Source organism: Micromonospora sp. RP3T (genome assembly GCF_003027925.1).
GTDB lineage: Bacteria > Actinomycetota > Actinomycetes > Mycobacteriales > Micromonosporaceae > Micromonospora.
This window is the reverse complement of sequence record NZ_PYPS01000043.1, coordinates 1-26,633: the sequence shown is the minus strand read 5'-3', so window position 1 is coordinate 26,633 and position 26,633 is coordinate 1. Positions and strand designations below refer to the sequence as shown.

Below are 26,633 nucleotides of genomic sequence, written 5' to 3'. Positions count from 1 at the left end.
AACAGCCGAAGGGGGGTGGGCACGGCAAGGGCAAGGGCAAGGGCAAGGGACCGAAGGGCTGACGGTCGGGTCGGAGTCCGCGCCGGTCAGGTCAGCGCCGCGAAGCGTTGCACCTGGGTGATGCTGCCCTCCACGATGAGCACGCTCTCCGGCGCCAGCACCGTCTCCGGCCCGGCGTAGCGGAACGGCTGGCCGGGCAGCTTCGCGCCGACCACCATCACCCCGTACCGGTCGTGCGGGGACAGCTCGCGCAGCGCGCGTCCGACAAGCGGCGCGGGCACCCGTACCTTGGCGATGGCGAAGTCGTCGCCGAACTCGATGAAGTCGAGCATCCGGCTGACGATCAGGTGGGCGACCCGCTCACCGGTCTCCGCCTCCGGGAACACCACGTGGTGCGCGCCGACCGAGTGCAGAATCTTGGCGTGTTTGTCCGACGTGGCCCGCGCCCAGATCTGCGGGACGCCCAGCTCGGCCAGGGCCAGCACGGTGAGCACGCTCGCCTCGACCGAGGCGCCGATGGCCACCACCACCCGACCGAAGTCCGCCACGCCGAGCTGCCGCAACGCCGTCTCCTCGGTGGCGTCCGCCTGCACCACCCGGTCCAGCTCCGCCGACCACCGCTGGACCCGGGCCGGGTCCCGGTCGATGGCGAGCACCTCGTGGTCGAGGCGCGCCAGCGAGCCGGCGAGGTGGTGGCCGAACCGGCCCAGGCCGATCACGACGACACCGGTGTCGTCCGTGTGTCTAGCCGACAATGGGTTGCTCCTCCGGGTAGCGGTACAGACGTCGTCGGGTGTTCAACGCGATCGCCGAGCCGAGCGTGAGCGGGCCGATCCGACCGATGTACATGAGCGCGGTCAGCACGTACTGGCCGGGCGCCGGCAGCCGCTGGGTGAGGCCGACGGTCAGACCGGTGGTGCTGAACGCGGAGGTGACCTCGAAGAGCGCGGCGTAGAAGCGGATGTGCGCGGTCAACGCGATCAGGCCGACCGTGCCGGCGGCCACCAGCGCCACGCTGAGCAGCGCGACCGTCAGCGCCTGCCGCTGGCTGGCCGGGGACACCCGGCGGTGCCCGACCGTGGTGTCCGGCTCGCCGCGCAGCTCCGCCCAGATCGCGAAGCCGAGCAGGAAGAACGTGGAGACCTTGATGCCGCCGGCGGTGCTGGCGCTGCCGCCACCGATGAACATCAGCCCGATGAGCATCGGGTAGCTCTCCTCGGTGAGTTGCCCGACGTGGATGACGTCGTAGCCGCCGGTGCGGCTCAGCGCGATCTGGGTGAACGCCGCCAGCACCTTGCCCGGCACGTCGAACCGGCCGATCGTGTCCGGGTTGGTCCACTCGGCCAGCAGCAGGTAACCGAAGCCGCCGGCGGTGAGCACCAGACTGCCCCAGACGGTGAGCTTGGTGGCGACCGCCCAGCCGCCCGGCCGACGCCATTCCCGGAACGCCTCGAACAGCGCCGGGAAGCCGAGCCCGCCGATGATCGCCCCGGCGCTGAGCGGCAACGCCACCCACGGGTCCCGGGCGAAGGCGACCAGCCCGTCGGAGTAGAGCGCGAAGCCGCCGTTGTTGAACGCCTGGACCGAGTGGAACACCGCGTACCAGAGCGCCCGCCCCGGCGGGTAGTCGTAGGCCAGCCAGAAACGCCCGCCGACCACGGCGGTCATCAGCGCCTCGGTGACGAAGACGGTGGCCGCGATGCGGAGCAGCAGCCGGCGTACGTCGCCGAGGCCGAACTCGGCGGTCTCGGCCTGCACCAGCAGCCGGTTGCGCAGTCCGAGCTGACGGGAGACAGCCAGGATCAGCAGGGACGCGCCGGTCAGGATGCCGAGACCGCCGAGCTGCGTGAGGACGGTGATCATCACGAGCCCGACGTCGGTCCAGTAGTTCGGGGTGTCGGTCACCGCCAGGCCGGTCACCGAGACCGCCGAGGTGGACGTGAAGAGCGCGGTCTCGAACGGCGTCCAGTGCTGCGTACGGGTGGCCCAGGGCAGCATGAGCAGCCCGGTGCCGACCAGGATCACCGCCAGGAATCCGAGCGGCACCAGCCGGACCGGCTTCCGGAGCAGGCGGCGCACCAGGTCATCTTCCGTCCGGAGATTCACCGGCAGGTCAGGAACCGACCAACTGGACGTCAACCACGCCGGGTCTGCTGTGCGTACCCATCGACGACAGGAGACGGCGTTGCGACGTACCCTTTCTGCCCTCGGCGTGGCCGGCGCGCTGCTCGCGGCCGCGGCCGTGGTGGTGCCGGCCGTGGCCGCCCAGGCCGGCCCGGACCCGCGTGCCGAGCGTCCCCGCGCGACCCCACGGCCGATCGTGATCGGTCATCGCGGCGCGAGCGGCTACCGCCCGGAGCACACCCTGGAGTCCTACCGGCTCGCGATCCGGCAGGGCGCCGACTTCATCGAGCCGGACCTGGTGTCGACGAAGGACGGCGTCCTGGTCGCCCGGCACGAGAACGAGATCTCCGGTACGACGGACGTGGCGGCCCACCCCGAGTTCGCCGCCCGCCGGGCCACGAAGACCATCGACGGGTTGGCGGTGACCGGCTGGTTCACCGAGGACTTCACGCTCGCCGAGCTGAAGACGCTGCGCGCCAAGGAGCGGCTGCCCCAGGTGCGGGTGACCAACACCGCGTTCGACGGCCGGTTCGAGATCCCGACGTTCCAGGAGGTCATCGACCTGGCGCGGGCCGAGTCGAAGGCGCGCGGCCGGACCATCGGCATCTACCCGGAGACGAAGCACCCGACCTACTTCGCGTCGATCGGGCGCGCGCTGGAGGAGCCGCTGGTCGCGACGCTCCGGCGGAACAAGCTGACCCACCGCGACGATCCGGTCTTCGTGCAGAGCTTCGAGACCGCCAACCTGCGCAAGCTCGACACGATGACCGACGTCCGGCTGGTGCAGCTCATGGACGCGACCGGCGCACCCTACGACTTCACCGCGGCCGGGGACCGCCGGACCTACGCCGATCTGGCCACCGCCGCGGGCCTGGCCTGGGTGTCCCGGTACGCCGACGGCGTCGGCCTGAACAAGAACCTGATCGTGCCTCGCGACGCCGCCGGCCGGCTGTCGGCGCCGACCTCGGTGATCCGGGACGCGCACCGGTTGCACCTGGTGGTGCACGCCTGGACGTTCCGCGCCGAGAACCAGTTCCTGCCGGTCGACTTCCGGCTCGGCGCCGACCCGAACGCGCGCGGTGACATCACGTCCGAGTACGAACTCTTCTTCGGCCTGGGCCTGGACGGCGCGTTCGCCGACCAGCCGGACACCGCCGTGGCGGCCCGCGCCGGCCGCTGACGCCCGGTCGGCTCGTTGGCTCGGTAGGAAGTGGTGGCGATTGGCTTTGGGTGCGTCTGTGGTTGCTGGAGCGACCACAAACGCACCCAAGGCTGAGGCCGGGACCACGCCGGCGAGTGCGGGCGGAGGTGACGGGCGCTCATCATTCGCAAAGCGCCTCGCTAAACGGACATATCCCCCAATACTGGCCTGGTTGTCCTGCGGCAAGGGCAGGCATGTACGGGGGTTGTGAATGTCCATTCTCACGATGACACGGGGGCGGCGCCGTTGGTGCGCGACCGCCGCCCTGACTCTGGTGGGCGGTCTGGTACCGCTGGTGGGGCCGCACGCGGCGACGCCGGCGCGCGCCGCCGACGCCAACAACGCGACGCTCGTCGTCAACAAGGGCGGCGACCGCACCGGCGAACAGATCGTCGGGCCGCTGGCCGGCGCCACCTTCGACTTCTACGCGGGCGTCAGCGGGACCCGACCCGGCCCGGGTGCCACGCCGGACGCGTCCTGCACCACCGACGCCAGCGGCAAGTGCTCGGTCGACGTGCCGGGACGGACCGGCACCAACCAGGGCTACTGGATCGTCGAGCGCAGCGCGCCGAGCGGCTGGCGGATCGTCGACAGCCTGGTCACCGGCAACGGGGGCAGCGCGCCCTACCAGTCCACGCCGTACAACGGGGTGTTCACCGGGGCGGTGGCCAACAACCTGACGTACACCTTCCCGGCGGTGACCACCGGGAACACGAACCGGACCGCGCGTGGCGCGGTGTGGGCCGACGAGCGGGACAACCCGGCCCTGCCCGCCTCCTGCGGCCTGCGCGTCGCGTTGCTGATCGACGTGTCCGGGTCGATCCGGCCCGACCTGCCGGTGGTCAAGAACGCGGCGAACGGCTTCGTCGACGCGTTGACCGGCACCCCGTCCCAGATCGCGCTCTACACGTTCGCGACCGACGCCGCCGCGGTGCTCAACCCGATCCCGGTCTCCGACCAGAGCGGCGCGAACACGGTCAAGGCCGCGATCAACGGCCTGACCGCCGGTGGCACCACCAACTGGGACCAGGGGCTGTGGCAGATCGCCGCCGCCCCCTACGACTACGACGCCGTGATCATCCTGACCGACGGCAACCCCACCGTGTACGGCCCGCCGCCGGTCCAGGGAACCGGCAGCTTCACCCGGTTCGTCGAGGTGGAGAACGGCATCTTCTCCGCCAACGCGATCAAGGCCAAGGGGACCCGGGTCGTCGCGGTCGGTGTGGGCGCCGGCGTCTCCGGCGCGCCCGACAACCTGGTCGCGATCTCCGGGCCGGTCGCCAACTCGGACTACTACCAGACCGACTACGACCAGCTCGCCGCCGTCTTCCGGGAACTCGCCCTGGACAACTGCCGGGGCACGGTCAGCGTGGTCAAGATGGTGATCCCGCCCGGCGGCGGCGACCCGCAGCCGACCGGCGGTTGGACCATCTCGTCCAGCAGCACCGGCGTGACCCCGCCGAGCGCCGTCACCGACACCTCCACCGGCGCGGTCAGCCTCGCCGTCGACCTCGGCGGACAGCCGAGCCGGGCGGTGGCGATCGCGGAGACCCCGCAGGCCGGATATTCGCTGGTCCAGCAGGGCGGCGTCAACGCCACCTGCACGGCCAGCGGCCAACCGGTGCTGGTGGCCAACAACGGGGACACCGGGTTCAGCGTCGACGCGCTGGCCAACGACGCGGTGAGCTGCGTGATGATCAACCAGGCCGAGCCGCAGCCGGCGACCGTGGTGGTGAACAAGACCTGGGTGGTCAACGGGCAGACCGTCCCGGACCCGCAGCAGGACGTCTCCATCCAGGCCGCGCTGGTGCTGCCCGGCGTCGACCAGCCGGCCTGGGGCGTCGCGTACAGCACCTTCCAGGCGGGGCAGTCGGTCGTCATCGACGAGACCATCACCGCGTTGCCGCCCGGGTGCGCCAACACGGCCAGCGGCGACCTCGGTGAGCGGACGCTCGCCGCCGGCACCAACACCTACCAGATCACCAACACGGTGACCTGCGAGACGAAGCTGATCCTGGCCAAGTCCGTGCAGAACCCGTACGGCCCGCCCGCGCCGCCGGCGACGGCCTGGGACCTGACCGCGTACGGGCCGAACGGGTTCACGGTGAAGAGCGGCGACCCGGCCCACCCGGTCGTCGAGGGAGCCGTCTACTCGCTCGGCGAGAGCACCGTTCCCGGCTTCACCCAGACCGTGGTGCCGGGCGCGGTGATCGAGCCGCCGGCCACCGGTAGCTGGAGTTGCGGGGTCCGCGACCGCACCGGTCCGGGCGTCAACCCCGACTTCGGCGGCGAGAACGGCCAGGTGGCCGTGCAGATCGGCCAGACCGTGGTCTGCATCGCGGTCAACCAGGCCCAGCCGGCACAGGTGACCCTGGTCAAGGAGGTGCGCAACACCCACGGCGGCACCGCGAAGCCGACCGACTGGGTGCTCAGCGCCACCCCGCCGGCCGGGACGGCCACACCGGTCACCGGCCGCAGCGGTGAACCCGCCGTGACCGGGGCGGCGGTGAACCCGAACCTCGCGTACACGCTCGCCGAGAGCGGCGGCCCGGCCGGATACGAGCAGGTCGGCACGCCGACCTGTGTGCTGACCGGGACCTCCACGCCGGTCGGGACGCCCGGCAACGTGCTGACGCCGACGTTCGGGCAGGACATCACCTGCACGTTCGTCAACGCCGACGTGCCAGCGCCGCCGGCCACCGGCCGGGTCACGCTGGTCAAGGAGGTGGCGAACACCTTCGGAGGCACGGCGAAGCCGACCGACTGGGTGCTCAGCGCCACCCCGCCGCAGGGTTCCGGCGCGACCCCGGTCAGCGGACGCAGCGGCGAGCCGTCGGTGACCGACGTCGAGGTGACGGCCGGCGTGCCGTACGGACTCAGCGAGAGCGGCGGTCCGGCCGGGTACGAGCTGACGGAGTTGCGCTGCGTCTTCAACGACACCGGCGAGCCGGCGCCCACGCCGGGCAACGTGCTCACCCCGGCCGCGGATCGCGCGTACACCTGCACCTGGCGCAACGGCCAGCTCGACCCGAACGGGGCACACCTGACCCTGGTCAAGAAGGTCTGGGGCAAGGCCGCTCCGACCGAGTGGACGCTGACCGCGGCACCGACAAACGCGGCGACCCCGATCAGCGGCCCGTCCGGCAGCCCCGACGTCACCTCGGTGCCGGTGCAGGTCGGCGTGGGTTACCGGCTGAGCGAGTCCGGTGGCCCGAAGGGCTACCAGCAGGCCGGGCCGCCGGAGTGCGTGCTCACCGGCACCGACACCCGGGTGTCGGTGGTGGACGGCGTGGTCACGCCGGCGCAGGGGCAGGACATCACCTGCACCTTCACGAACCGGATGGCGGCGAAGCCGTTCCCGCCGTTCCACCCGGGTAAGCACCTGCCGGTCACCGGCATGAAGTTGACCGGGCTGATCGGTGGCGGCGCGCTGGTGACGGCAGCCGGTGTGGTGCTGACCGTCCTGGGTTGGCGGCGACGCCGGACGATGTGAGGAGGAGACGTCGGCCGGTGACCGGCTGACCGGGCGGCCCGGCGGGGAGTTCCCCGCCGGGCCGCCGCGCGTACGCGCGGCGCGATGGGCGGGGTCGACACTGTGGCCGCGTTCCGCGTGGTGGGGTGGGCCATCCCGGGTCGGCTGGGTTACGTGCCGGTGTCCGGGGTTGTAACGTGCGGCCATCCCGTCCCGGGCACTTGTGTGCGTCGACCACATAGCCCGTGGGTGACGTCACTTCTAGCGTGAGCCGACAACTGACAATCCTCCTGTCCTCACCTGGAGTCGCAATGACGATCCGGCACACGCGACGGGTGTTCCTTTCCGCCGCCACGATGGTGGCGGCCGCGCTGGCCGCCACGGCGTGTGGCAGCCCGCAGGACACCGCCTCCGGCGGCGGCGACGCCGCGCCGGTCAAGGTCGGCCTGGTCTACTCCCAGTCCGGGCCGCTGGCCAGTTACGGCAAGCAGTACATCGAGGGGTTCAAGGCCGGCCTCGACTTCGCCACCAAGGGCACCGGCAAGGTCGGCGACCGGAAGATCGAGCTGAGCGAGGCCGACGACGCGGGTGACCCGGCCAAGGCCGTCTCCGCCGCCAAGGACCTGATCGGCAAGGGCACGAAGATCATCGCCGGGTCCACCTCCTCCGGGGTGGCGCTCCAGGTGGCCCCGATCGCGGCGCAGAACAAGGTGCTGTTCATCTCCGGCCCGGCCGCCACCGACGCGGTCACCGGCGCCAACAAGTACACGTTCCGCTCCGGCCGGCAGTCCTGGCAGGACGTGGTGACCGCCAAGTCGTTCATCGGCGACGCGGCCGGCAAGAAGGTCGTGGTGTTCGCCCAGGACGGCGCGTTCGGCGACGCCAACGAGGCCGCCGTGAAGGCCGTGATCGGCGGCGCCGGCGCGACCGTGAGCAGCGTCCGCGCGCCGGCCAGCGCCACCGAGTTCACGCCGTTCGCCAGCCAGATCAAGGCCGCCAAGCCGGACCTGCTCTTCGTCGCCTGGGCCGGCACCACCGCCGGCGCCATGTGGCAGACGCTCGACCAGCAGGGCGTGCTCGCCGCCACCACGGTCGTCACCGGCCTGGACATCCGCGCCTCCTGGCCGACGTTCGGCGCGGCCGGCAGCAAGATCTCGTTCCTGTCGCACTACTTCGACGGGGCCAGCGACACCGAGGCCGCCAAGGCCGCCAAGGCGAAGATCCCCGGCGGCACGCTCGACCTGTTCCACCCGGACGGGTTCGCCGCCGCGCAGATGGTGGTGCGCGCGGTGCAGGAGGGCGGCGACGACGTGGAGAAGATGGTCACCGCGCTGGAGGGCTGGGAGTTCGAGGGCGTCAAGGGCACCATGAAGATCCGCGCCGAGGACCACGCGCTGCTCCAGCCGATGTACCAGGCCAAGCTCACCGGCAGCGGCACCGCGTTCACGGCCACCGCGCAGAAGACGCTGACCGGTGCCGAGAGCGCGCCGCCGGTCGCGCAGATGAAGGGCTGACCGATGCTCGCCACCCGCGGTCTGACCTGGCGGATCGGTGAGGTCGCCATCGTCGACTCCGTCTACCTCGATCTGGCGCCGGGGGAGTTCCTCGGCGTGATCGGGCCCAACGGCGCCGGCAAGACCTCCCTGTTCAACCTGATCACCGGCCTGCGCCGGCCCACCGAGGGAAAGATCCTGCTGGACGGCGCGGACGTCACCACGCTCCCGCCGCACCGGCGGGCCCGGCTCGGCCTGGGGCGTACCTTCCAGGCGTCCTCGGTCTTCGGTTCGCTGACGGTCCGGGAGAACGTCCGGCTCGCCGTACAGGCACACCGGGGTGGCTCGATGAAGCTGTGGCGGCGGGCGGCGGCCGACCGGGAGGTGGCCGCCGCCGCCGACGCGGCGCTCGACCGGGTCGGCCTGCACCACCGGGGTACGGCGCTGGCCGGCACGCTCGCCCACGGCGAGAAACGCAAGCTGGAGATCGCGCTGCTGCTCGCCGGGGAGCCCCGGGTGATGCTGCTGGACGAGCCGATGGCCGGGGTGAGCGCCGAGGACGTGCCGGAGCTGGTCCGCGTGATCAAGTCGCTGACCGGCGACAGCGGCCGGGCGGTGCTCATGGTGGAGCACCACATGGACGTGATCCTGGAGCTGGCCGACCGGATCGCCGTGATGCACCACGGCGCGCTGCTCGCCTGCGACACCCCGGACACGGTGATGGCCAACGCCACCGTGCAGGAGGCGTACCTGGGGGAGGCCCTCTGATGGTGGAACCTGTCCTGTCCGTGGCGGACCTGTCCGTGCGGATCGCCGGACTGCACATCCTCCAGGGCGTGTCGTTCGAGGTGGCGCCGACCGGCGTCACCGTGCTGCTCGGGCGCAACGGCGTCGGCAAGACCACCACGCTGCGCGCGATCGTCGGGCTCACCCCCCGGGGCGGCGAGGTGGGCGGCACGGTGCGGATGGGCGCGCGGAGCCTGCTCGCCCGCCCCACTCACCGGCTGGTCCGCGACGGGCTCGGCTACGTGCCGGAGGACCGCTGCGTCTTCGCCGGGCTCACCGTCGCGGAGAACCTGCGGCTGGCCGAGCGGCGGGGCACCACCCCGGCGTACGACAAGGTCTTCGCGCTCTTCCCGGAGCTGGACCGGCGCGGACGGCAACGGGCCGGTTCGCTCTCCGGCGGGCAGCAGCAGATGCTCGCCATCGGCCGGGTGCTGCTCAACGACAACCGGCTGCTGCTGGTCGACGAGCCGACCAAGGGGTTGGCGCCGAAGGTGGTGACCGAAGTGGCCGAGGTGCTGGAACGGGTCGCGGAATCCGTGCCGGTGCTGCTGGTCGAGCAGAACCTGGCGGTGGTGCGACGGCTGGCGTCCGACGCGGTGGTGCTCTCCGCCGGCCGGGTCGCCTGGACCGGCGACGCCCGCGAGTTGCTGCTGGAGACCGCGCTGACGAAGTCGTTGCTCGGCGTGGGTGCGGAGGTCAAGGCGTGAACACCGTGGTCCTGTTGACGCTGACCGGGCTCGGCCTGGCGGCGCTCTACTTCCTCGTCGCGTCCGGCCTGTCCCTGGTCTTCGGCCTCGCCGACGTGCTCAACTTCGCGCACGGCCTGTTCCTCGGCGTCGGCGCGTACGCGACCTGGTGGGCGGCCGGCAACCTGCCCGGCGCCGGGCCGGACGGCCTCGGGTTCGTGGTCGCGGTGCTGTTCGGCGTGCTGGCCGGCTCGCTGGTCGCGGTGCTGGTCGAGCTGGTGCTGATCCGGCCGCTCTACTCCCGCACCATCGAACAGGTGCTGGTCACCGTCGGCCTGTCGCTGGCCGGGGTGGCGCTGCTCCAGGCCACCTGGGGCGCGGACCCGCGCACGTTCCCGCGCCCCGCCTGGAGCCGTCAGGTGACGTCGGTGCTCGGCGCGCAGGTGCCGAACGCCGGGCTGCTGCTGATCGTCGCCGCGGTGCTGGTGCTCGGCGCGCTGCTGGCGTTCCTGCGCTGGACCCGGTACGGCCTGATCATCCGGGCCGGCGTGGAGAACCGGGAGATGGTGACCGCGCTCGGCATCGACGTGCGCAAGGCGTTCACGCTGGTCTTCGCGATCGGCGGGGCAGCCGCCGCGCTGGCGGGCGCGCTCGGCGGCGTCTACTTCGGCACCGTCTCACCCGGCCAGGGCGGCTCGCTGCTGATCTTCGCGTTCATCGTGGTGGTGATCGGCGGAATGGGCTCGGTCGTCGGGTCCGCGTACGCGGCGGTCGCGGTGGGGCTGCTGCAACAGTTCGTCAACTACTACGGCACGTCCGGGCTGGGCGACCTGTGCGTCGTCGGCCTGCTCGCCGTGGTGCTGCTGCTGCGTCCGCAGGGCCTGGCCGGAAAGGTGGCTCACGCATGACCAACTCGGTGGTCGACGCGCCCCCGGCGCAGGTGCCCGACGAACTGACCCCCGGGCATTCCCGCTGGCACGGCCTCCGCCCGTACCTGCCGCTGGTGGCGCTCGTAGTGGCCGCGGTGCTGCCGTACTCGACGGTGAACCTGCCCGGCATCTTCGAAGGGCCGCTGAACTCGCCGGGCACGCTGCAACTGCTCGCCATCTGCCTGGTCTTCGGCGGGCTCGCGGCCGGCTACGACCTGCTGTTCGGGCGCACCGGCATGCTCTCCTTCGGGCACGCGCTCTACTTCGCCGCCGGCGTCTACGGCACCGACATCCTGGTCACCAAGGCCGGGCTGCCGCTGTGGCAGGCCGCCGTGCTCACCGTGGCCGGCGGCACCACGCTGGCCGCGCTGCTCGGCGCGGTGGCGCTGCGCACCGTGGGCATCGCGTTCGCCATGGTGACGCTGGCGTTCGCGCAGGTCGGGGCGATCCTGGTGGCCCGCGACTTCGGTGGGCTGACCGGCGGCGAGGAGGGCCTGCCGCTTGACGTGTCCGGGCTGCCGTCGGCGCTCGTCGGCGTCACCAACACGGTCAACCTCTACTGGCTGGCGCTGGCGTACCTGGCGCTGGTGGTGCTGGTGGTGCACCGGGTCAGCGGCTCACCGACCGGGCGGGTGCTGGCCGGGCTGCGCGACGACGAGCGGCGGATCGGGGTGCTCGGGCTCGACCCGTACCGGTTCAAGCTCGTCGCGTTCACCCTGGCCGGTGGCCTGGCCAGCGCCGGTGGGGTGGTCTACGTGCTGATCGTGGGCGGCGCCAGCCCGCACATCACGTCGTCCGAGCTGACGCTGTCGCTGCTGGTGATGGTGGTGCTCGGTGGCCCCGGCACCCGCTGGGGCCCGGTGCTGGGCGGCGTCCTCTACATGTACCTGGACCACCGGCTCACCGCGTTCGGCAGCAGCGACGCGGTGGACAGCCTCCCCGCCTTCCTGAGCCACCCCCTGAGCCAGCCCCTGTTCGTGCTGGGCACCGTCTTCATCCTGGCGGTGTACTTCTTCCCCGGCGGCGTGGCCAGCCTGCGCACCCGCCTCACCCCTCTGCTGACCGCCCTCCGCCCACCCCGCTGACCCCCGGGCTTTCGCCTTCACCCCGTTGATCAAGGAGTTCGCGTCGGGCTCACCGGCCTAAAATGACGCGAACTCCTTGATCGACGAGGTCGGGGAGAGACCCGGGAGGGGTTGGGGATGGGAGAGCAGGAGCGGCGGCTGGCGGTGGTCAGCGGGGGCGGGACCGGGATCGGGGCCGCCGTGGCGCGGGGGCTCGTGGCGGACGGGTTCGACGTTCTTGTCGTGGGGCGGCGGGGGGACGTGCTTGCGGCTGCCGCGCGGCGGATCGGCGACGAGTGCGGGCGGGCGGACGCGGTCGTCCCGGTGGTCGCGGACCTGACCGACCCGGGGCAGGTCGGGGCCGTGGTCGACGCGGTCGGCGGGCGCACGGTGGACGCGGTGGTGAACAACGCCGGCGGCTACCTCGGCGGACCGACCGGCACCCTCGACGAGGTGGCCGCCTGGTGGCGCGCCACCCTCGACGCCAACGTGCTCACCGCGGTCCTGCTCACCGAGGCGCTGCTGCCCGCGCTGCGCCGCCCCGGCGGGCGGGTGGTCCTGCTCAGCTCGATCGCCGCCCAACGCGGCGGGGGCGGGCCCTACTCGGCGGCCAAGGCGGCGTTGCACGGCTGGGCGTACGCCCTGGCCGCCCAGCTCGGCCCGGACCAGATCACGGTCAACGTGGTCAGCCCCGGATACGTCGTCGAGACCGAGTTCTTCGGCGACCGGATGACACCGGAGGGACACGCCAAGCGGGTCGCGGCCACCCTGGTCGGTCGCGCCGGCGTGCCGGACGACGTCGCCGCCGCCGTGCGCTACCTGGTCGGCCCGTCGGCCGGCTACGTCACCGGTCAGGTCCTCGGCGTCAACGGCGGCTCCGTCCTCGGCCGCTGAACGCCGCGACGGGCGGCGGCCCCCCGTGTGGCCACCGCCTGTCGCACCGCTCGTGGGTCAGCCGTTGAGCATCTCGTACGCCGCCGACGGCGCCTTCTGCACCTGGTCACCGGTGGGGGCGGCGATCTTCGGCGCCTTGCCGAAGTCGTAGTACCTGGTGATCAGCTTCATCGCCTTCTGCTTGCCGGCCGCCGGCACGTCCAGGGTCAGCGAGGCCAGGTTGCCGTCCGCGCCGACGACGGCGGTGAACGGCACCTTCTTCCCCGCCTCGCCCAGCGCCGTCAGGTCCACGTTCTCGAACGTGCTCTGCACGTCGGCGTTGTCGGTCAGGTCGGCCAGCCCGGTGTACGTACCGTCGCCCTTGTCCACGACCGTGTCCGCGGTGCGGATGACCGCGGCGGTGTTGCCCGGGTCGGCGCCCTGGTAGGCGGGGATGCTCGACGCGTCCGTCAGCCGGTCCCGGTCCATCGCCATCCAGCGCTTGGGCAGCTTGAGCATCTCGTGCAGGCCGGGGAGCCCGGTCAGTTTGACGCGCATCCACAGGTCCTTGTCGATGAACCGGAACGTCATGTCCATGGTGAACTTCGGATCGTCGTTCTGCTGCTTCATGGCCAGGTCCATGGCCTCGGTGGCCGGGTTCAGCACGCCGGTGAACTTGTCCGTGCCGTCCTGGAGCAGGAACCGGAAGGCGGGGTCCTGCGTGGTCGGCACGGCGGCCAGCAGAGCGGCCTTCGGGTCGGCCGACGGGGCCGGCGCGGGACCGGCGCCCTCGGAGGTGCCCCCGGCGCCGCACCCGGCGGCCAGGGCGGTGGTGGCCAGCACGGCGGCCGCGCGGAGCACGATCCGCCGGACGGTCGCGGCGGTGCCGTTTCGCTGCGTCATCTTGTTCGACTCACTTTCCCAGGTGGTTGTTGCCGGCGAAGCATCGCAGGCCGCCACCGCCGCTCCGCTGCCGTTATGCTGCCGTCCGACTGCCGTCGGCCACGGCAGGCGACGGCTGGGGGTACGGGGGCGGAAACTCGCATGTCAGAGGTGCTGCGCTTCGAGCTCCTCGGCCCCCAGCGGGCCTGGTACGCCGACCGTCCGCTCGATCTGGGCCCGGCCAAACAGCGGGCCGTGCTGGCGGTGCTGCTGCTCGCCGCCGGCCGTCCCGTCCCCACCGGGCAGATCGTCGAGGCGGTCTGGCCGGAGGAAGCGCCGGTGCACGGCCCCAACGTGGTGCAGAAGCACGTGGCCGGTCTGCGCCGGGTGCTGGAGCCCGACCGGTCACCGCGTACGCCGGCCCAGGTGCTGACGCTCACCGATGCCGGGTACCTGCTGCGGGTCGCGGCGGAGTCGGTCGACGTGACGCGTTTCGAGCGCGGCGTGCGGCACGCCCGCCAGGCGCAGGCGGCCGGGCGTACCGGAGCGGCGCTGGCCGAGGTGGACGCCGCGCTGACGCTGTGGCAGGGAGAGCCGTTCACCGGGTTCGCCGGACCCTGGTTCGACGGCGCCCGGCACCGGCTGGTCGAACTGCGGGCCGTCGCGCTGGAGACGCGTACCGAGCTGGAACTGGCCGCCGGCCGGCACGGCGAGGCGGTGGGCCGACTGGTCGAGCTGATCGCCGAGTTCCCGGTCCGGGAGCGGCTGCGTCTTCAGCTCATGCTGGCGCTCTACCGGAGCGGGCGGCAGGCCGAGGCGCTGGCCGCTTACCGGGACTTCACCGGTCTGCTGCGCGACGAGTACGGCATCGACCCCGGGGAGCCGCTCCAGGATCTGCACCAGCGCATCCTCCGCGCCGACCCGGACCTCCTGCTGCCGGCGACCGGCCCCGGTCCGGCCGCACCACGGACCGTGCCGACGCCCACCGCCCTGCCAGCGAGCCCGCCGGTCACCGCCCCGCTGGCCGTCGCGGCACCGGCATCGGCCCCACCTGCGCCGACGTGGGCCGAGCCGGTCGGCGCGTCCCCGGCACCGGCCCCGGCCGAGTCGGTCGGCGCGGTGCCGGCCCCGGCCGAGCCGCTGGGCCTCCTGCCACCGTCCCCGACGGCGTCCCGGGTGCCCGGTTGGTTGAGTGTCGGCGCGACAGCGGTGGGCGCGCTCGGCTCGCTGCTGTCGCTGGGCCTGCTCGCCTGGCTGGTGGTCCTGCTCTACGGGATCTGGCGCCGGAGCTGGCTCACCCTCCTCGCGGCGGGCTACTACCTGAGCGTGGCCGTGGGGTTCCTGGTGGTGTTCAGCGCCGAGCAGGAGCCGGAGGAGTTCAGCACCATCGAGGACGTGATCGGCTTCACCTGGCTGTTCACCTGGCTGGTCAGCGTCCTGCACGTGGTACTGCTCAACGGTCGGCTCCTGGCCTGGCTGCGCGGCCTCCGGCGGTACCGACCGCACGCGACCGGCCGCCGGCAGCGCCGGGAGCACGCCCGCTACCTGCTCCACCACTATCCGTCGGCGCGCGGCGAGCTGCGCATCGGTCGGCCCGACCTGCCCCGCGCGTACGACGACGGTGGTCTCGTCGACGTCAACTCGGTGGCGGACGGCACGATCCTCGGGCTGCCGGGGCTGAGCCCGGCGCAGGCCCGACACGTGGTGCTCGACCGCCGGGCGCGTGGCCCGTACGCCTCACTGGAGGAGTTGGCCGGGCGGTGCCAATTGCCGTGGTCGACGACCGAACCGCTGCGCGAGGTGCTGCTCTTCCTGCCGCCCGGCCCGCTGGCCGTACCCGCCGCCCCTGGTAGAAATGCCGGATGAGCCAGGATCGGAACGCCGTCCGGGAACGTGCCGAGGCGGTCCTGCGGCGGCTGGCGGGTGACCACGCCCGGCTGCGCGAGGACCAGTGGCGCGCCATCGAGGCGCTTGTCGTCGACCGGCGGCGGGTGCTCTGCGTGCAGCGCACCGGCTGGGGCAAGTCGGCCGTCTACTTCGTGGCCACCGCGCTGCTGCGGGACGGCGGCGAGCACGGGCCGACGGTGATCGTGTCGCCGTTGCTGGCGTTGATGCGCAACCAGGTCGACGCCGCCGCCCGCGCCGGCATCCGGGCCCGCACCATCAACTCCGCCAACCTGGACGAGTGGGACGAGATCACCGCCGAGATCCACGCCGGGGCGGTCGACGTGCTGCTGATCAGCCCGGAACGCCTCAACAACCCGGACTTCCGGGACGGCGTGCTGCCGAAGCTGGCCGCCACCACCGGGCTGCTGGTGGTGGACGAGGCGCACTGCGTCTCCGACTGGGGGCACGACTTCCGCCCCGACTACCGCCGGTTGCGGACGTTCCTGGCCAACCTGCCCGAGCGCACGCCGGTGCTCGCCACCACGGCCACCGCCAACGCCCGGGTCACCCGCGACGTGGCCGAGCAGTTGGGTGACGCGCTGGTGCTGCGCGGCACGCTGGACCGGGAGTCGCTGCGCCTCGGCGTACTCGATCTGCCGAGCCCGGCCCACCGCCTGGGCTGGCTGGCCGACCACCTGGACCGGCTGCCCGGCTCGGGGATCGTCTACACGCTCACCGTGGCCGCGGCCACCGAGACGGCCGACTTCCTCCGCGGCCGGGGCTGGTCGGTGGCGTCCTACACCGGGCAGGTCGAGGACGCCGACCGGCGCGCCGCCGAGCAGGACCTGCTCGACAACAAGATCAAGGCGTTGGTCGCCACCAGCGCGCTCGGCATGGGCTTCGACAAGCCCGACCTCGGCTTCGTGGTGCACCTCGGTGCGCCGCCGTCGCCGATCGCCTACTACCAGCAGGTCGGCCGCGCCGGCCGGGCCGTCGAGCAGGCCGAGGTGCTGCTCCTGCCCGGCGTCGAGGACGCGGCCATCTGGCGGTACTTCGCCTCGCTCGCGTTCCCGCCGGAGGAGCAGGTCCGCGCCGTGCTCGCCGCGCTGGACACCGACCGGCCGATCTCCACCCAGGCCCTGGAACCGGTCGTCGACCTGCGCCGGGCCCGGCTGGAGCTGATGCTCAAGGTGCTCGACGTGGACGGCGCGGTCCGCCGGGTGCGCGGCGGCTGGCTCGCCACCGGCGAGCCGTGGGTCTACGACGAGGCCCGGTTGCGACGCGTCGCCGACGCGCGCGCCGCCGAGCAGCGGGCCATGCGGGAGTACGCGGACACGTCCCGCTGCCGGATGCGCTACCTGCGGGAAGGGCTCGACGACACCGGGGCGGACGACTGCGGCCGGTGCGACAACTGCGCCGGCCCGCTGTTCGACGCGGACGTCTCACCGGAGGCGCTCACCGCCGCGCAGACGTTCCTCGGCCGCCCCGGCGTCCAGATCGCGCCGAAGAAGCTCTGGCCGACCGGGTTGGACGCGGTCGGCGTACCCCTGAAGGGTCGCCTCCCCCCGGCGGAGCAGGCACTGCCCGGGCGAGCCGTGGGGCGCCTGTCCGACCTGGGGTGGGGCGGGCGGTTGCGGGGCCTGGTCGGCCCGGACGCGCCGGACGGCCCGGTGCCCGACGACGTGGCGGCGGCCGTGGTGGAGGTGCTGAAGGCGTGGGCGCACGGCGACGACCCGTGGCCGCGCCGCCCGGCCGGCGTGGTCGCGGTCGGCTCCCGGAACCGGCCGACGCTGGTCGGCTCGCTGGCCGAGCGGATCGCCACGGTCGGCCGGCTGCCGCTGCTCGGCGTGGTCGTGCCGACCGGTCCGGCCGGCGCCGGCGGGCCGCGCGGCAACAGCGCCCAGCGGGTACGCGCGCTGCACGACGCGTTCCACCTGCCGGACGAGTTGGCCGGCGCGTTGCCCGCGCTGGACGGGCCGGTGCTGCTCGTCGACGACCTGGTCGACTCCGGCTGGACGATGGCCATGGTGGCGCGCCTGCTGCGCCGCGCCGGCGCGCCGGACGTGCTGCCGCTCGCCCTCGCCCTCGCCGGCTGAGGGGTGTAAGGAGGGGCCCCCTGTTAACGCATTCCGGATAGGAAGGGGCCCCGCTTAACACCGCGCTCCTCGCGCTGCGGTGTAGGCGTCAAGCGGGTCCCCCACCTCTACCGAATGCGTTAAGAAGGGGCCCGGCCTTGGGGGTGGGTGCGAGCGACGCCACCGTTCGCGCGGGCCTGGTCGGCGGGCGACCAGGGCGGCGGTACCGTGGGGCCATGACCGAGCAGCGACCCGTCGTCCAGACGTACACCGTGACCGGGATGACCTGCGAACACTGCGTCCGGGCGGTGACCGGGGAGCTGTCCGCGCTGCCGGGCGTCGAGGAGGTCCGGATCGACCTGGTCGGAGGCACGGCCACCGTCACCAGCGCGGCTCCGCTGCCGGTGGAGTCCGTCCGCGCCGCCGTCGACGAGGCGGGTTACGAGTTGGCCGGCGGCGTTGCCTGAGTCGCCGTCCCTCGCCGAGTCCGCGCCCGACATCGACGGCCCGCGGCCTGGCTCGGGCGGTCCCGCGTCGAGCTCCGACGGTCCCGCGTCCGACATCGGCGGCCCGGCGTCGGGCTCCGGCGGTGCCGTGTCGGGCTCCGGCGGTGCCGTGTCGGGCTCCGGCGGTGCGGGCGCGGCGACGGGTCCGGCGGTGGTGGACCGGGACACGGTACGGCTCGCCCTGGTGGTGGGCGGCCTGGTGCTGGCCGTGCTGCTCGGTTTCGGGCTCGGCCGGTTGAACCCGCCGGCGAACCCGGGTGGCGGCGCGACTCTGGCCGGCACGGTCCCGGCGGGCGGCGCCGCCCCGGCCGGTGGCGCCCACTCCCACGCGCCCGGCACCGGCGCGCACTCGCACGACGGAGCCACGGTCACCCAGGGCGGTGGCGACGGCGCGACCGGGTTGTCGATCAGCTCGGCCGGCTACACGCTCGCCCCGTCGACCGGGGACCTGACCGCCGGCCGCATCGGTGAGCTGCGGTTCCAGGTCCGCGACGACAAGCGTCGGGCGGTGACCCGCTTCGCGGTCGTGCACGACAAGCCGATGCATGTGATCGTGGTCCGCCGCGACCTCACCGGCTACCGGCACCTGCACCCGACGATGGCCGCCGACGGCACCTGGTCGGTGCCGTTGACGCCCGCCGCGCCGGGCGTCTGGCGGATGTACGCGGACTTCACCGCCGTAGCCGACGACGGCCGGCAGGTCGCCACCGTGCTCGGCGCCGACCTGGCCGTGCCGGGGGACTACCTGCCCCGGCCGCTGCCCGCCCCGGAGACGTCGGCCACGGTCGACGGGTTCACCGTCGGGTTCACCGGCACGCCCGAGGTGGGACGGTCGGTGCCGTTGCGGTTCCGGGTCGCCGACGCCGGCGGCGCGGCCGCCGCCCTGGAGCCCTACCTGGGCGCGTTCGGTCACCTGGTGGCGCTGCGTGAAGGCGATCTCGGCTACCTGCACGTGCATCCGGAGCCGGTGCGGGACGGCGACGCGGTGACGTTCTGGTTGACCGCCCCCGGGCCGGGCCGCTACCGGATGTTCCTGGACTTCCAGGTCGGCGGCGTGGTGCGGACCGCCGAGTTCACGCTGACCGTCGCCTGACCGGCCGGCCCGTACGCTCAGCCGGCGCGGCGGACCGGTCGGCGGGCCAGGTAGCGCAGCAGGTCGCGGATGTGGTGCTTCTCCTCGGCGGGGACGTTCGGGTCGGCCAGCCGTTCCAGGATGACCCGTACGTCCGCCTCGACCGGACCGTCCTCGGCGGCGCGTCGACGGGGCACCGCCCCGGCGTCGGGCAGGCCCAGGGCCCGGAACGCGGCGGCCACCGGCAGATCGAGGGCGGCGCAGAAGCCGCGCACCTTGGCGAGCTCGGGGTAGTCCTGCCAGTCGCCGGCCAGCCAGCGGAACACCGTGGAGCGGCCGACGCCGGTGTGGGTGGCGAGGTCGGTCACCGTCCAGCCGCGCTCCTCGCGGGCATCGTCGATGGCCCGTCGCACGAACCGTGCGAAGGCCATCTGCGGCGAAACCTCTGCGGAGCCCATCCCTCCTCGGCTGTCCCCTTCCGCCGGTGCACCCGGCTCTGCGCCCCGAGCCTAGTACGCCAGGGGGAAGAAGTAACTGACTGATCGGTCCGAAGGTCTCGTGGGCGGGACCGACGCAGCGTGAACAGTTGCGGACTGTCAACTAAGCTGAATGAATCCTCCCCGGCAGCGACTTCAGAGGAGCAGCATGGCCGAACCGGACCGTCCCGTTCCGCACCGTCCTGGCGCGGTGAGCCTCTTCTTCGTGGCCAAGGCCGGCGTGTTCGCGCTGGGTTTCTGGATCTGGCTGCTGGTGCTGGCGGTGCGGGGCGACCCGGCGGAGGGCGTGCACCTGATCGCCGCGACCGGCGCGATCTGCACCACGTTGGTCGGTGTGGTGCTGGGCGCGCGGATGGCGCTCCAGCGCAACGCCGCGGCCCGGCACGCCGAGCTGAAGCGGTTGCTGGTCGACATCTCCTGGAACGCGTTCGCCGCCGTCGGCAACTCCGACCAGCCGCAGGCGAAGGTGGTCCCGTTCCCGACCACGCCGCCGGACGGCGACCGGGCCACCAACCGCGGCCCCGGCGAGCGGGTGTCGGCGCTGGACCGCGGCGACCGCAACCGCGGCGAGCGGCGCCGCTAGACCGGGTCCGGGTCCGGGTCCGGGTCCGGGTCCGGGCCCGGCGTGGCGAGCAGTGTCTCCAGCCGGGGCGTGACGCCCCACCGGTCCACCAGCTCGCGGTACTCGGCCCGCTGGTCGTCGGTCGGTGAGCCGGCCGTCCGTCGGGCCCGGATGAGCAGGTTGCGTGGGGTGTGCTGGGAGTCGACGAACTCCACCACCTCGGCGCGGTAGCCGTGCAGCCGGAGCAGCCCGGCCCGCAGCGCGTCGGTGAGCACGTCGGCGAACCGCTCGCGCAGGATGCCCTGGCGGGTGAGCAGTCCGTCCGGCCCGGGTGCGGGGCGGGCCCGGAGTTGGGCGGCCAGGTCGTGGTGGCAGCACGGGGCGGCGAGCACCCAGCGGGCGCCCCAGTGCACCGCCCGGGCCAACGCCTCGTCGGTCGCCGTGTCGCACGCGTGCAGCGCCAGCACCAGGTCGGGGGCCGGTTCGACAGGGGCCTGCGCGATGGTGCCGGCGACGAAGCTGACCCGGTCGGCCCAGCCCAGCCGTTCGGCCAGTTCCGTGTTGCGGCGGCGCTGGTCCTCCCGGACGTCGACGCCGATCAACGTCACGTCCAGGCCGCGCCGGGTCAGGTAGCGGTGGGCGGCGAAGGTCAGGTACGCGTTTCCGCAGCCCAGGTCCACCACGCGCAGCGGGCCGGTGAGGTCGTCCGGCAGCGTGGCGGCCAGCGCGCGTAGGAACGCGTCGACCTGGCGGCGCTTCGCCGCCGAGCCGCCGATCGCGGCGAACAGCGGATCACCCGGGTCGAGCAGCCAGTCCTTGGCCCGGTCGTGTCCGTCCGGCTCGGCGACCGGTCGGCTGGCCTTGGCGCGGTGCACCTGCGCCTCGCCGGACTTGGTCACCCGGAGCTGGAGCGTGGTGCCGGTGGTCTCCACGTGCCAGTTGCCGAACGGCTCGGCGAGCAACGCGTCGACGGCCGTGTCGGCCTCCTCCGTACCGGGGGTGACGTTACGGGTGTGCGGTCGGGCGCCGTCGGAGGTGGCGATCTGCAACCGCGCGCCGGCCTTCAGCGTGACCGGGCGCAGTTCCGCGCGGACCACCGAGGGGCGCTGTCCGCGTTGCCGGCCGGCGGCGACCGCCCGGGTCAGACCGGGGTCGAGCAGTAGTGCCCGTACCTCCCGCAGCGCCGCGTCCAACGCTTCCGGCATCCCTGCTCCTCCCGTCCGGCAAGCCTCCCCGGCCGCCGTCCCCTGCCTACCCTCGGTCGATCATGAGGTTGTCGGCGCGACACGCCGGGCGGGCGGACGCCAACCTCATGATCGACGAGGGAGAGTGCCGGGGTGGGGACAGGGAGCGGCCCTCGGAGCGGGTCCGAGGGCCGTCGTGTGTGGGTGCTCTGCTCAGTCCGTGGTGGGGGACTCGGCGGTGCCGGCGCCGCTGCGGCGACGCCGACGGCGACGCGGCTTGGTCGCGGCCTCGTCACCACCGTCAGCGGTGGTGACGGCGGTGACGGTCTGCTCCGTCGCGCCCTCGGTGGCGACCACGGCGGTCGGCTGCTCGCCGGCCACCGTCTCGCCGGCCCGGCGGCGACGCCGCCGGCGCGGGGTGCGGGTGCCCTCGTCCGTCGCGACCGCTGTCGCTCCGCCTTCGGCGGGTGCGCCGCCGGTCTCGCCACCACGCCCACGTCGGCGGTCCCCGCCGCGACCGCGGCTGTCGCCGCGTCGGCCGTCCCGCCGGGACCGGCCGCCGCCCAGGTCCTCCTCGACCTCGGCCGACAGGCCGGCGCGGGTACGCGCGGCGGTCGGCAGGGTGTCGCTGACGTCCCGGGAGATGTCCAGGTCGGTGTAGAGGTGCGGGGACGTGTGGTAGGTCTCCGGGGGCTCGGGCATGTCCAGCCCGAGCGTCTTGTCGATGATGCGCCAGCGGGGCATGTCGTCCCAGTCGACGAACGTCACCGCGACACCTGTCGCCCCGGCCCGGCCGGTGCGGCCGATCCGGTGGGTGTAGGTGTCCTGGTCCTCGGGGCAGTCGTAGTTGATCACGTGGGTGACGCCGGTGACGTCGATGCCCCGGGCCGCCACGTCGGTGGCGACGAGCGTGTCGATCTTGCCGGCGCGGAACGCCCGCAGCGCCCGCTCCCGGGCGCCCTGGCCCAGGTCACCGTGCACGGCCGCCACGGCGAAGCCGCGGAAGTCGAGATCCTCGGCGACCCGGTCGGCGGCCCGCTTGGTGCGGCAGAAGATCATGGTGAGCCCGCGCCCCTCGGCCTGGAGGATCCGCGCCACGATCTCGACCTTGTTCATCGAGTGGGTGCGGTAGGCGAGCTGCTGGGTCTGCGGCGACGGGCCGGTCTCGGCGGTGTGCCCGGCGTGGATGGTGACCGGCCGGCGGAGGAACCGCCGGGACAGCGCCACGATCGGATCCGGCATGGTGGCCGAGAACAGCATGGTCTGCCGGTCCTCCGGCAGCATCGCCAGGATCTTCTCGACGTCGTCCAGGAAGCCCAGGTCGAGCATCCGGTCGGCCTCGTCGAGGACGAGCGCGCGGACCCGGTCGAGCCGCAGGTGCTTCTGCTTCTGCAGGTCGAGCAGGCGACCGGGCGTGCCGACCAGGATCTCGACGCCCTTGCGCAGCGCCTCGATCTGCGGCTCGTACGCCACGCCGCCGTAGATCGGCAGCACCCGGACGCCCCGGGTGCGACCGGCGGCGTCGAGGTCCTTGGCGACCTGGATGCCCAGCTCGCGGGTGGGGACGACGACGAGTGCCTGGGGCACGCCGTCGCTGCCCTCGGACGGAGCGAAGACCCGCTCCAGCAGCGGGATGCCGAAGCCGAGCGTCTTGCCGGTGCCGGTCGGGGCCTGCCCGATCAGGTCGACGCCGCGCAGCCCGATCGGCAGCGCGTACTCCTGGATGGCGAAGGCGCGGGTGATGCCCGCGGCGGCGAGCGCCTCGACGGTCTCCTGGCGGGCGCCGAGTGCGGCGAATGTGGGTGCCTCCGGGGGAACCGGAGCGGTGGGGGCCAGTGGCTGGCCTGTGCTCTGCTCACTCATGTGGATGTGGGGGTGCCCTCTCGTGGTGCGCCCCTCATGTCCTCAGGGCGCGGACGGTTTGGCGCGGGCCACGCGGTCGGGGGCGGTTTCGCCGAGCCGGACCGGGCCGCACGCGCGCCGGGGACCGGTGCTGATCAGCGACGCTGGCCAGGTCGGTGCCCACGGCAACTGCTTCATCCTACCTGAACGGCCTGCGAGCCGTCCCGATTCCAGGTGTCGGTCGGGCAGCCGGGGGCGCTTCCTGTGACCTCCATCACAGCAAGCGGGCGGTAGCCTGCGCTCGTGTCCGCCCCCGATTCCGCCGCCGTCGGCCTGTTCGGCCTCGTCGCGTACGGCGAGCTGCTCGCCTTCGACCGGCTGGCCGCCGACGCCCGGCTCGCCCCCGACCTGCGCCGCCGTGCCGCGCTCAGCGAGCTGGCCGCGGGCGAGATGGCGCACTACCGGTGGCTCACCGACCGCCTCACCGCGCTGGGCGTGACCCCCGAGGAGGCGATGGCCCCCTACGTCGAGGCGTTGCGGGCGTACCACGACTCGACCGAGCCGCGGGACTGGGCGGAGGCGGTGACCAAGGCGTACGTGGGCGACGCGATCACCGACGGCTTCCTGCGCGGGATCGCCGACGGCCTGGCCGGGCCGGACCGCGCGCTGCTGCTCGACGTCCTGCACGACTCCCGGTACGCCGAGTTCGCCGCCACCGAGATCCGGGCCGCCATCGGGGCGGACCCGAGGACGGCCGGCCGGCTCTCGATGTGGGCGCGTCGACTGCTCGGCGAGGCGCTCTCGCAGGCGGGACGCGTCGCCGCCGCCGACCGGGGCGCGCTCGCCGCGTTGCTCGGCAGGGCCGGCGACGACGTGCCGGGGGTGCTACGCCGGCTGACCGAGGCGCACGCCACGCGGATGTCGGCGGTCGGGCTGAACAACTGAGCCGTCAGGCCGCGCGACTGACCGTCGGGCTGGACAACTGAGCCGCCGCGGCGGGTCTCCCCGCCACGGCGACCGGTGCGACGCGGATCAGCGGACGGTGAACCCGACCGCGCGGGGCGAGGCCTCCGCGATCTCGACGTAGGCGACCTTGCCGACCGGCACGATGACCCGTCGGCCCTTCTCGTCGGTCAGGGAGAGCGTGCCCTCGCTCCCGGCGAAGGCGTCGGTCACGATCTGCTCGATCTCGGCCGGCGACTGCGCGCTCTCCAGGACCAGCTCCCGCGGCGCGTACTGCACGCCGATCTTGACCTCCACTGTGCCTCCTCAACTGGGGCGAAAAAGCCACCGTGGGAAGGCTATCCGATCGGGCGGCGCGATGGTCAGGCTGACTCACCTTGCAGCGGGAAGCTGGCGATGCCACGCCAGGACAGCGCCGCGACCAGCGCTTCCGCCTCCGGCTTAGCCACCTGCCGACCGCCCGCCAGCCAGAACTGCGCGGCGGTCTCCGCGGCGCCGACCAGGCCGGACGCGAGCAGCTCGGCGTGTGCCCGGCTGACCCCGGTGTCCGAGATGATGGTGTCGGTGATCGCCGCGATGCAGCCCTGCTCGACCCGCTCCACCCGCTGCCGCACGGCCGGGTCGTTGCGCAGGTCGGATTCGAAGACCAGGCGGAACGCCTCGCTCTCGTGGTCGACGAAGTCGAAGTAGGCCCGCACCGCGGCGCCGACCCGCTCCTTGTTGTCGTTGGTGCCGCGCATGGCGTCGTGCACCTTCGCCACGATGGCGTCGCAGTGGGTGTCCAGTAGCGCCAGGTAGAGCTCCATCTTCCCGGGAAAGTGCTGGTAGAGAACGGGCTTGGAGACGCCGGCCCGCTCGGCGATGTCGTCCATCGCAGCGGCGTGGTAGCCGTGTGCGACGAACACCTCCTGGGCCGCGGCGAGCAGCTGCTTGCGGCGCGCCGAGCGGGGCAGGCGGGTGGGCCGGCCGGCCGTGTGTGCACCGTTCCCCACTGCCGTCATGGGAACCTCCGAGTATCTGCGTCGAGCCGGCACGTATCGCCCGAACCGGTCCGGGTTCGTGAACCCGTCGCGGAATTGGCCCGCCGCTGTAACTTATCGCCACTGTCACCACACGGTAGCCTCAGCGAGGGCGACCAAGGAGCGCGCGGTGAGTGAAACAGGGCAACCCGGAGCCGCCACCCCGGGAGAGCACGGCGACGGGACGGGCCAGCACGACGACCCGGCCCGCACCGGCGGCGGATGGGCGCCCCCGGCGGACGGCTGGTCCCGCGGCGCCCCGGCGCCCGGTGGCTGGCCCTACGGCGACCTCGGTGGCGGGTGGGCGGCGTCCTCGCCCCGGCACGGCGATCTGCCGGCCCCGCTGCCCGGCCACCCGGCCGAGGAGCCGCCGGCGCGCGTCAACGGCCGCCACGTCAACGGCGTGCACCACGCCGGGGAGGAGTCACCCGTGACCCGCCAGGCGCCGGTGAGTGCCCCGCCCGTGGGCGAGCCGCCGCGGGAGACCGACGGCGACCGGCTGGCCGTGCCCGCCCCCCGCCCCGCGCCCGCCGTCGAGCAGCGTCCCGGCCCGACCGACCCCACCGGCTCCCGGCACGCCTCGGACGACACGTCCGCCGGGCGGTCGCCCCGCTGGGCCGAGAGTGGTCCGGCCTCCGCGCCCCCGGCACTCCAGGTGCCGCCGGTCGGCGCCGCCGCCTCCGGCTTCGAGGTGCCGCCGGGCTTCCACGCCCCGACCGTCGACCCGGCCCCGGCGCTGCACCAGGGCTGGCCCCACCGGGGCCCGGCCGAGCCGCCGGTGACGGTTCCCGGCCGGGGCGAGCCGCCGACGGCGGAGCACCACCCGGGCGACGCCCACCCCGGAGAGGGGCAGCGGACCGCCGCCGATCCCCACGCCGCCGCGCCGAACGACCCGGGCGCGGGGTCGGCGGGTGAGCCGGAGTGGTCCGGGCCGTCCTGGAACCGCCCGAGTTGGGGCGACGGCTGGGCCCCGCCGTGGGCCCGCGCCGACGAGCCGGTCGGGCGCCGCTCGGCCCGCGACGACGCGCCGGCCGAGCGACGGACCGGGGACGACGAGCCGACCGGCCGCCGCGCCGCCCGCGCGGACCGCGCGTCCGAGTGGGCGCCCGAACCGATGCGACCGTACGAGCCGACCCGCGTCGATCCGCCCACCGGCTACCAGCCGACCCGTGTCGATCCGGCGGGCGGTTACGAGCCGCGGCCCGAGCCGGTCCGGCCGTACGAGGCGGTGCGGGCCGAGTCGACGACCGCGCCCGAGCCGCCGCGTCCCGAGGCGACCCGGCCGTTCCGGCTGCCCCGCGAGGACGCCGAGTCCCGCCCGGGTCACGAGCCGCCTGCCGAGCGGCCCTCCTGGGCGGGTCCACCGGTGCCGGTGACCCCGTTCGGCCCGCGTCCCGAGCCGGCCGGCGCGCCGCCGGTCGCCCGTGAGCGCGAGACGCCGGCCGGTCCGCCGCCGGCGGCGTACGCCGCGGGGCCGGCCGCCCGGGCCGTCGGTGAGCCGGCCGCCGGATACCCC

General features: G+C 73.7%; 22 protein-coding genes and 1 pseudogene. 15 read left to right on the top strand and 8 right to left on the bottom strand.

Features of this window, described 5'->3' with window-relative positions; genetic code table 11:
* Positions 1-86 precede the first annotated feature (86 nt).
* On the bottom strand, positions 87-755 hold the full coding sequence (locus C8054_RS27395) for a TrkA family potassium uptake protein (protein ID WP_107161827.1): 669 nt from the start codon (positions 753-755) through the stop codon (positions 87-89).
* Positions 745-2,079 (bottom strand): TrkH family potassium uptake protein, encoded by a 1,335-nt coding sequence (locus C8054_RS27390; RefSeq protein ID WP_107161825.1) that lies wholly within the window; start codon positions 2,077-2,079, stop codon positions 745-747. The genes C8054_RS27395 and C8054_RS27390 overlap by 11 nt, the downstream gene beginning before the upstream one ends.
* Positions 2,080-2,185: 106 nt before the next feature.
* On the opposite strand from C8054_RS27390, the gene C8054_RS27385 reads away from it, so the two are divergent.
* The 8 genes from C8054_RS27385 (at position 2,186) to C8054_RS27350 (ending at position 12,649) form a co-directional block, all read left to right on the top strand.
* A complete protein-coding gene (locus C8054_RS27385; RefSeq protein ID WP_107161823.1) occupies positions 2,186-3,304 on the top strand; it encodes a glycerophosphodiester phosphodiesterase in 1,119 nt (372 codons plus the stop codon).
* Between the two features lie 295 nt (positions 3,305-3,599).
* Positions 3,600-6,818 (top strand): VWA domain-containing protein, encoded by a 3,219-nt coding sequence (locus tag C8054_RS27380; RefSeq protein WP_233220204.1) that lies wholly within the window; start codon positions 3,600-3,602, stop codon positions 6,816-6,818.
* A gap of 290 nt (positions 6,819-7,108) precedes the next feature.
* Positions 7,109-8,311 carry a substrate-binding domain-containing protein gene (locus C8054_RS27375; protein ID WP_107161819.1) on the top strand — a complete coding sequence of 401 codons (1,203 nt, stop codon included), beginning with the start codon at positions 7,109-7,111 and terminating at the stop codon, positions 8,309-8,311.
* Between the two features lie 3 nt (positions 8,312-8,314).
* Complete coding sequence (locus C8054_RS27370; RefSeq protein WP_107161817.1) at positions 8,315-9,058, top strand: ABC transporter ATP-binding protein; 744 nt, start codon at positions 8,315-8,317, stop codon at positions 9,056-9,058.
* The gene (locus C8054_RS27365; RefSeq protein WP_107161814.1) at positions 9,058-9,783 is read left to right on the top strand and encodes an ABC transporter ATP-binding protein; all 726 of its coding nucleotides are present in this window, start codon (positions 9,058-9,060) and stop codon (positions 9,781-9,783) included. The genes C8054_RS27370 and C8054_RS27365 overlap by 1 nt, the downstream gene beginning before the upstream one ends.
* On the top strand, positions 9,780-10,670 hold the full coding sequence (locus C8054_RS27360) for a branched-chain amino acid ABC transporter permease (RefSeq protein WP_107161812.1): 891 nt from the start codon (positions 9,780-9,782) through the stop codon (positions 10,668-10,670). The genes C8054_RS27365 and C8054_RS27360 overlap by 4 nt, the downstream gene beginning before the upstream one ends.
* A complete protein-coding gene (locus C8054_RS27355; protein ID WP_107161810.1) occupies positions 10,667-11,776 on the top strand; it encodes a branched-chain amino acid ABC transporter permease in 1,110 nt (369 codons plus the stop codon). Before C8054_RS27360 ends, C8054_RS27355 begins: the two co-directional genes overlap by 4 nt.
* 117 nt (positions 11,777-11,893) lie before the next feature.
* The gene (locus C8054_RS27350; RefSeq protein ID WP_107161808.1) at positions 11,894-12,649 is read left to right on the top strand and encodes an SDR family NAD(P)-dependent oxidoreductase; all 756 of its coding nucleotides are present in this window, start codon (positions 11,894-11,896) and stop codon (positions 12,647-12,649) included.
* Between the two features lie 57 nt (positions 12,650-12,706).
* On the opposite strand, the gene C8054_RS27345 is transcribed toward C8054_RS27350, so the two are convergent.
* Positions 12,707-13,531 (bottom strand): hypothetical protein, encoded by an 825-nt coding sequence (locus tag C8054_RS27345; RefSeq protein ID WP_107161806.1) that lies wholly within the window; start codon positions 13,529-13,531, stop codon positions 12,707-12,709.
* Positions 13,532-13,672: 141 nt separating this feature from the next.
* Between C8054_RS27345 and C8054_RS27340 the strand changes: the two genes are divergently transcribed.
* From C8054_RS27340 to C8054_RS27325, 4 genes are all read left to right on the top strand, one after another.
* On the top strand, positions 13,673-15,376 hold the full coding sequence (locus C8054_RS27340; protein ID WP_107161804.1) for a BTAD domain-containing putative transcriptional regulator: 1,704 nt from the start codon (positions 13,673-13,675) through the stop codon (positions 15,374-15,376).
* On the top strand, positions 15,373-17,493 hold the full coding sequence (locus tag C8054_RS27335; RefSeq protein ID WP_107161802.1) for a RecQ family ATP-dependent DNA helicase: 2,121 nt from the start codon (positions 15,373-15,375) through the stop codon (positions 17,491-17,493). The genes C8054_RS27340 and C8054_RS27335 overlap by 4 nt, the downstream gene beginning before the upstream one ends.
* Before the next feature lie 215 nt (positions 17,494-17,708).
* The gene (locus C8054_RS27330) at positions 17,709-17,939 is read left to right on the top strand and encodes a heavy-metal-associated domain-containing protein (RefSeq protein ID WP_107161800.1); all 231 of its coding nucleotides are present in this window, start codon (positions 17,709-17,711) and stop codon (positions 17,937-17,939) included.
* 148 nt (positions 17,940-18,087) lie between these two features.
* Positions 18,088-19,071, top strand: a complete 984-nt coding sequence (locus C8054_RS27325) for a hypothetical protein (RefSeq protein WP_107161907.1) — start codon at positions 18,088-18,090, stop codon at positions 19,069-19,071.
* A 17-nt stretch (positions 19,072-19,088) separates the two neighbouring features.
* Here C8054_RS27325 and C8054_RS27320 read toward each other — a convergent pair whose 3' ends face one another.
* Positions 19,089-19,508, bottom strand: coding sequence for a helix-turn-helix domain-containing protein (locus C8054_RS27320; protein ID WP_107161798.1), 420 nt, complete (start codon positions 19,506-19,508; stop codon positions 19,089-19,091).
* 187 nt (positions 19,509-19,695) lie between these two features.
* On the opposite strand from C8054_RS27320, the gene C8054_RS27315 reads away from it, so the two are divergent.
* Entirely contained in the window at positions 19,696-20,130 is a 435-nt protein-coding gene (locus tag C8054_RS27315) for a hypothetical protein (RefSeq protein WP_107161796.1), read from the top strand.
* Here C8054_RS27315 and C8054_RS27310 read toward each other — a convergent pair.
* Positions 20,127-21,314, bottom strand: coding sequence for an SAM-dependent methyltransferase (locus C8054_RS27310; protein ID WP_107161794.1), 1,188 nt, complete (start codon positions 21,312-21,314; stop codon positions 20,127-20,129). The genes C8054_RS27315 and C8054_RS27310 overlap by 4 nt on opposite strands.
* Positions 21,315-21,506: 192 nt before the next feature.
* The gene (locus tag C8054_RS27305) at positions 21,507-23,156 is read right to left on the bottom strand and encodes a DEAD/DEAH box helicase (protein WP_107161792.1); all 1,650 of its coding nucleotides are present in this window, start codon (positions 23,154-23,156) and stop codon (positions 21,507-21,509) included.
* A gap of 282 nt (positions 23,157-23,438) precedes the next feature.
* On the opposite strand from C8054_RS27305, the gene C8054_RS27300 reads away from it, so the two are divergent.
* On the top strand, positions 23,439-24,080 hold the full coding sequence (locus C8054_RS27300; protein WP_107161790.1) for a ferritin-like fold-containing protein: 642 nt from the start codon (positions 23,439-23,441) through the stop codon (positions 24,078-24,080).
* An 87-nt stretch (positions 24,081-24,167) separates the two neighbouring features.
* On the opposite strand, the gene C8054_RS27295 is transcribed toward C8054_RS27300, so the two are convergent.
* Together C8054_RS27295 and C8054_RS27290 are read right to left on the bottom strand one after the other, a co-directional pair.
* Positions 24,168-24,395 carry a DUF3107 domain-containing protein gene (locus tag C8054_RS27295; protein WP_107161788.1) on the bottom strand — a complete coding sequence of 76 codons (228 nt, stop codon included), beginning with the start codon at positions 24,393-24,395 and terminating at the stop codon, positions 24,168-24,170.
* Between the two features lie 65 nt (positions 24,396-24,460).
* Positions 24,461-25,099 (bottom strand): TetR/AcrR family transcriptional regulator, encoded by a 639-nt coding sequence (locus C8054_RS27290; RefSeq protein WP_107161786.1) that lies wholly within the window; start codon positions 25,097-25,099, stop codon positions 24,461-24,463.
* Between the two features lie 148 nt (positions 25,100-25,247).
* On the opposite strand from C8054_RS27290, the pseudogene C8054_RS27285 reads away from it, so the two are divergent.
* Positions 25,248-26,633, top strand: a pseudogene (locus C8054_RS27285) (hypothetical protein); the annotation flags it as partial.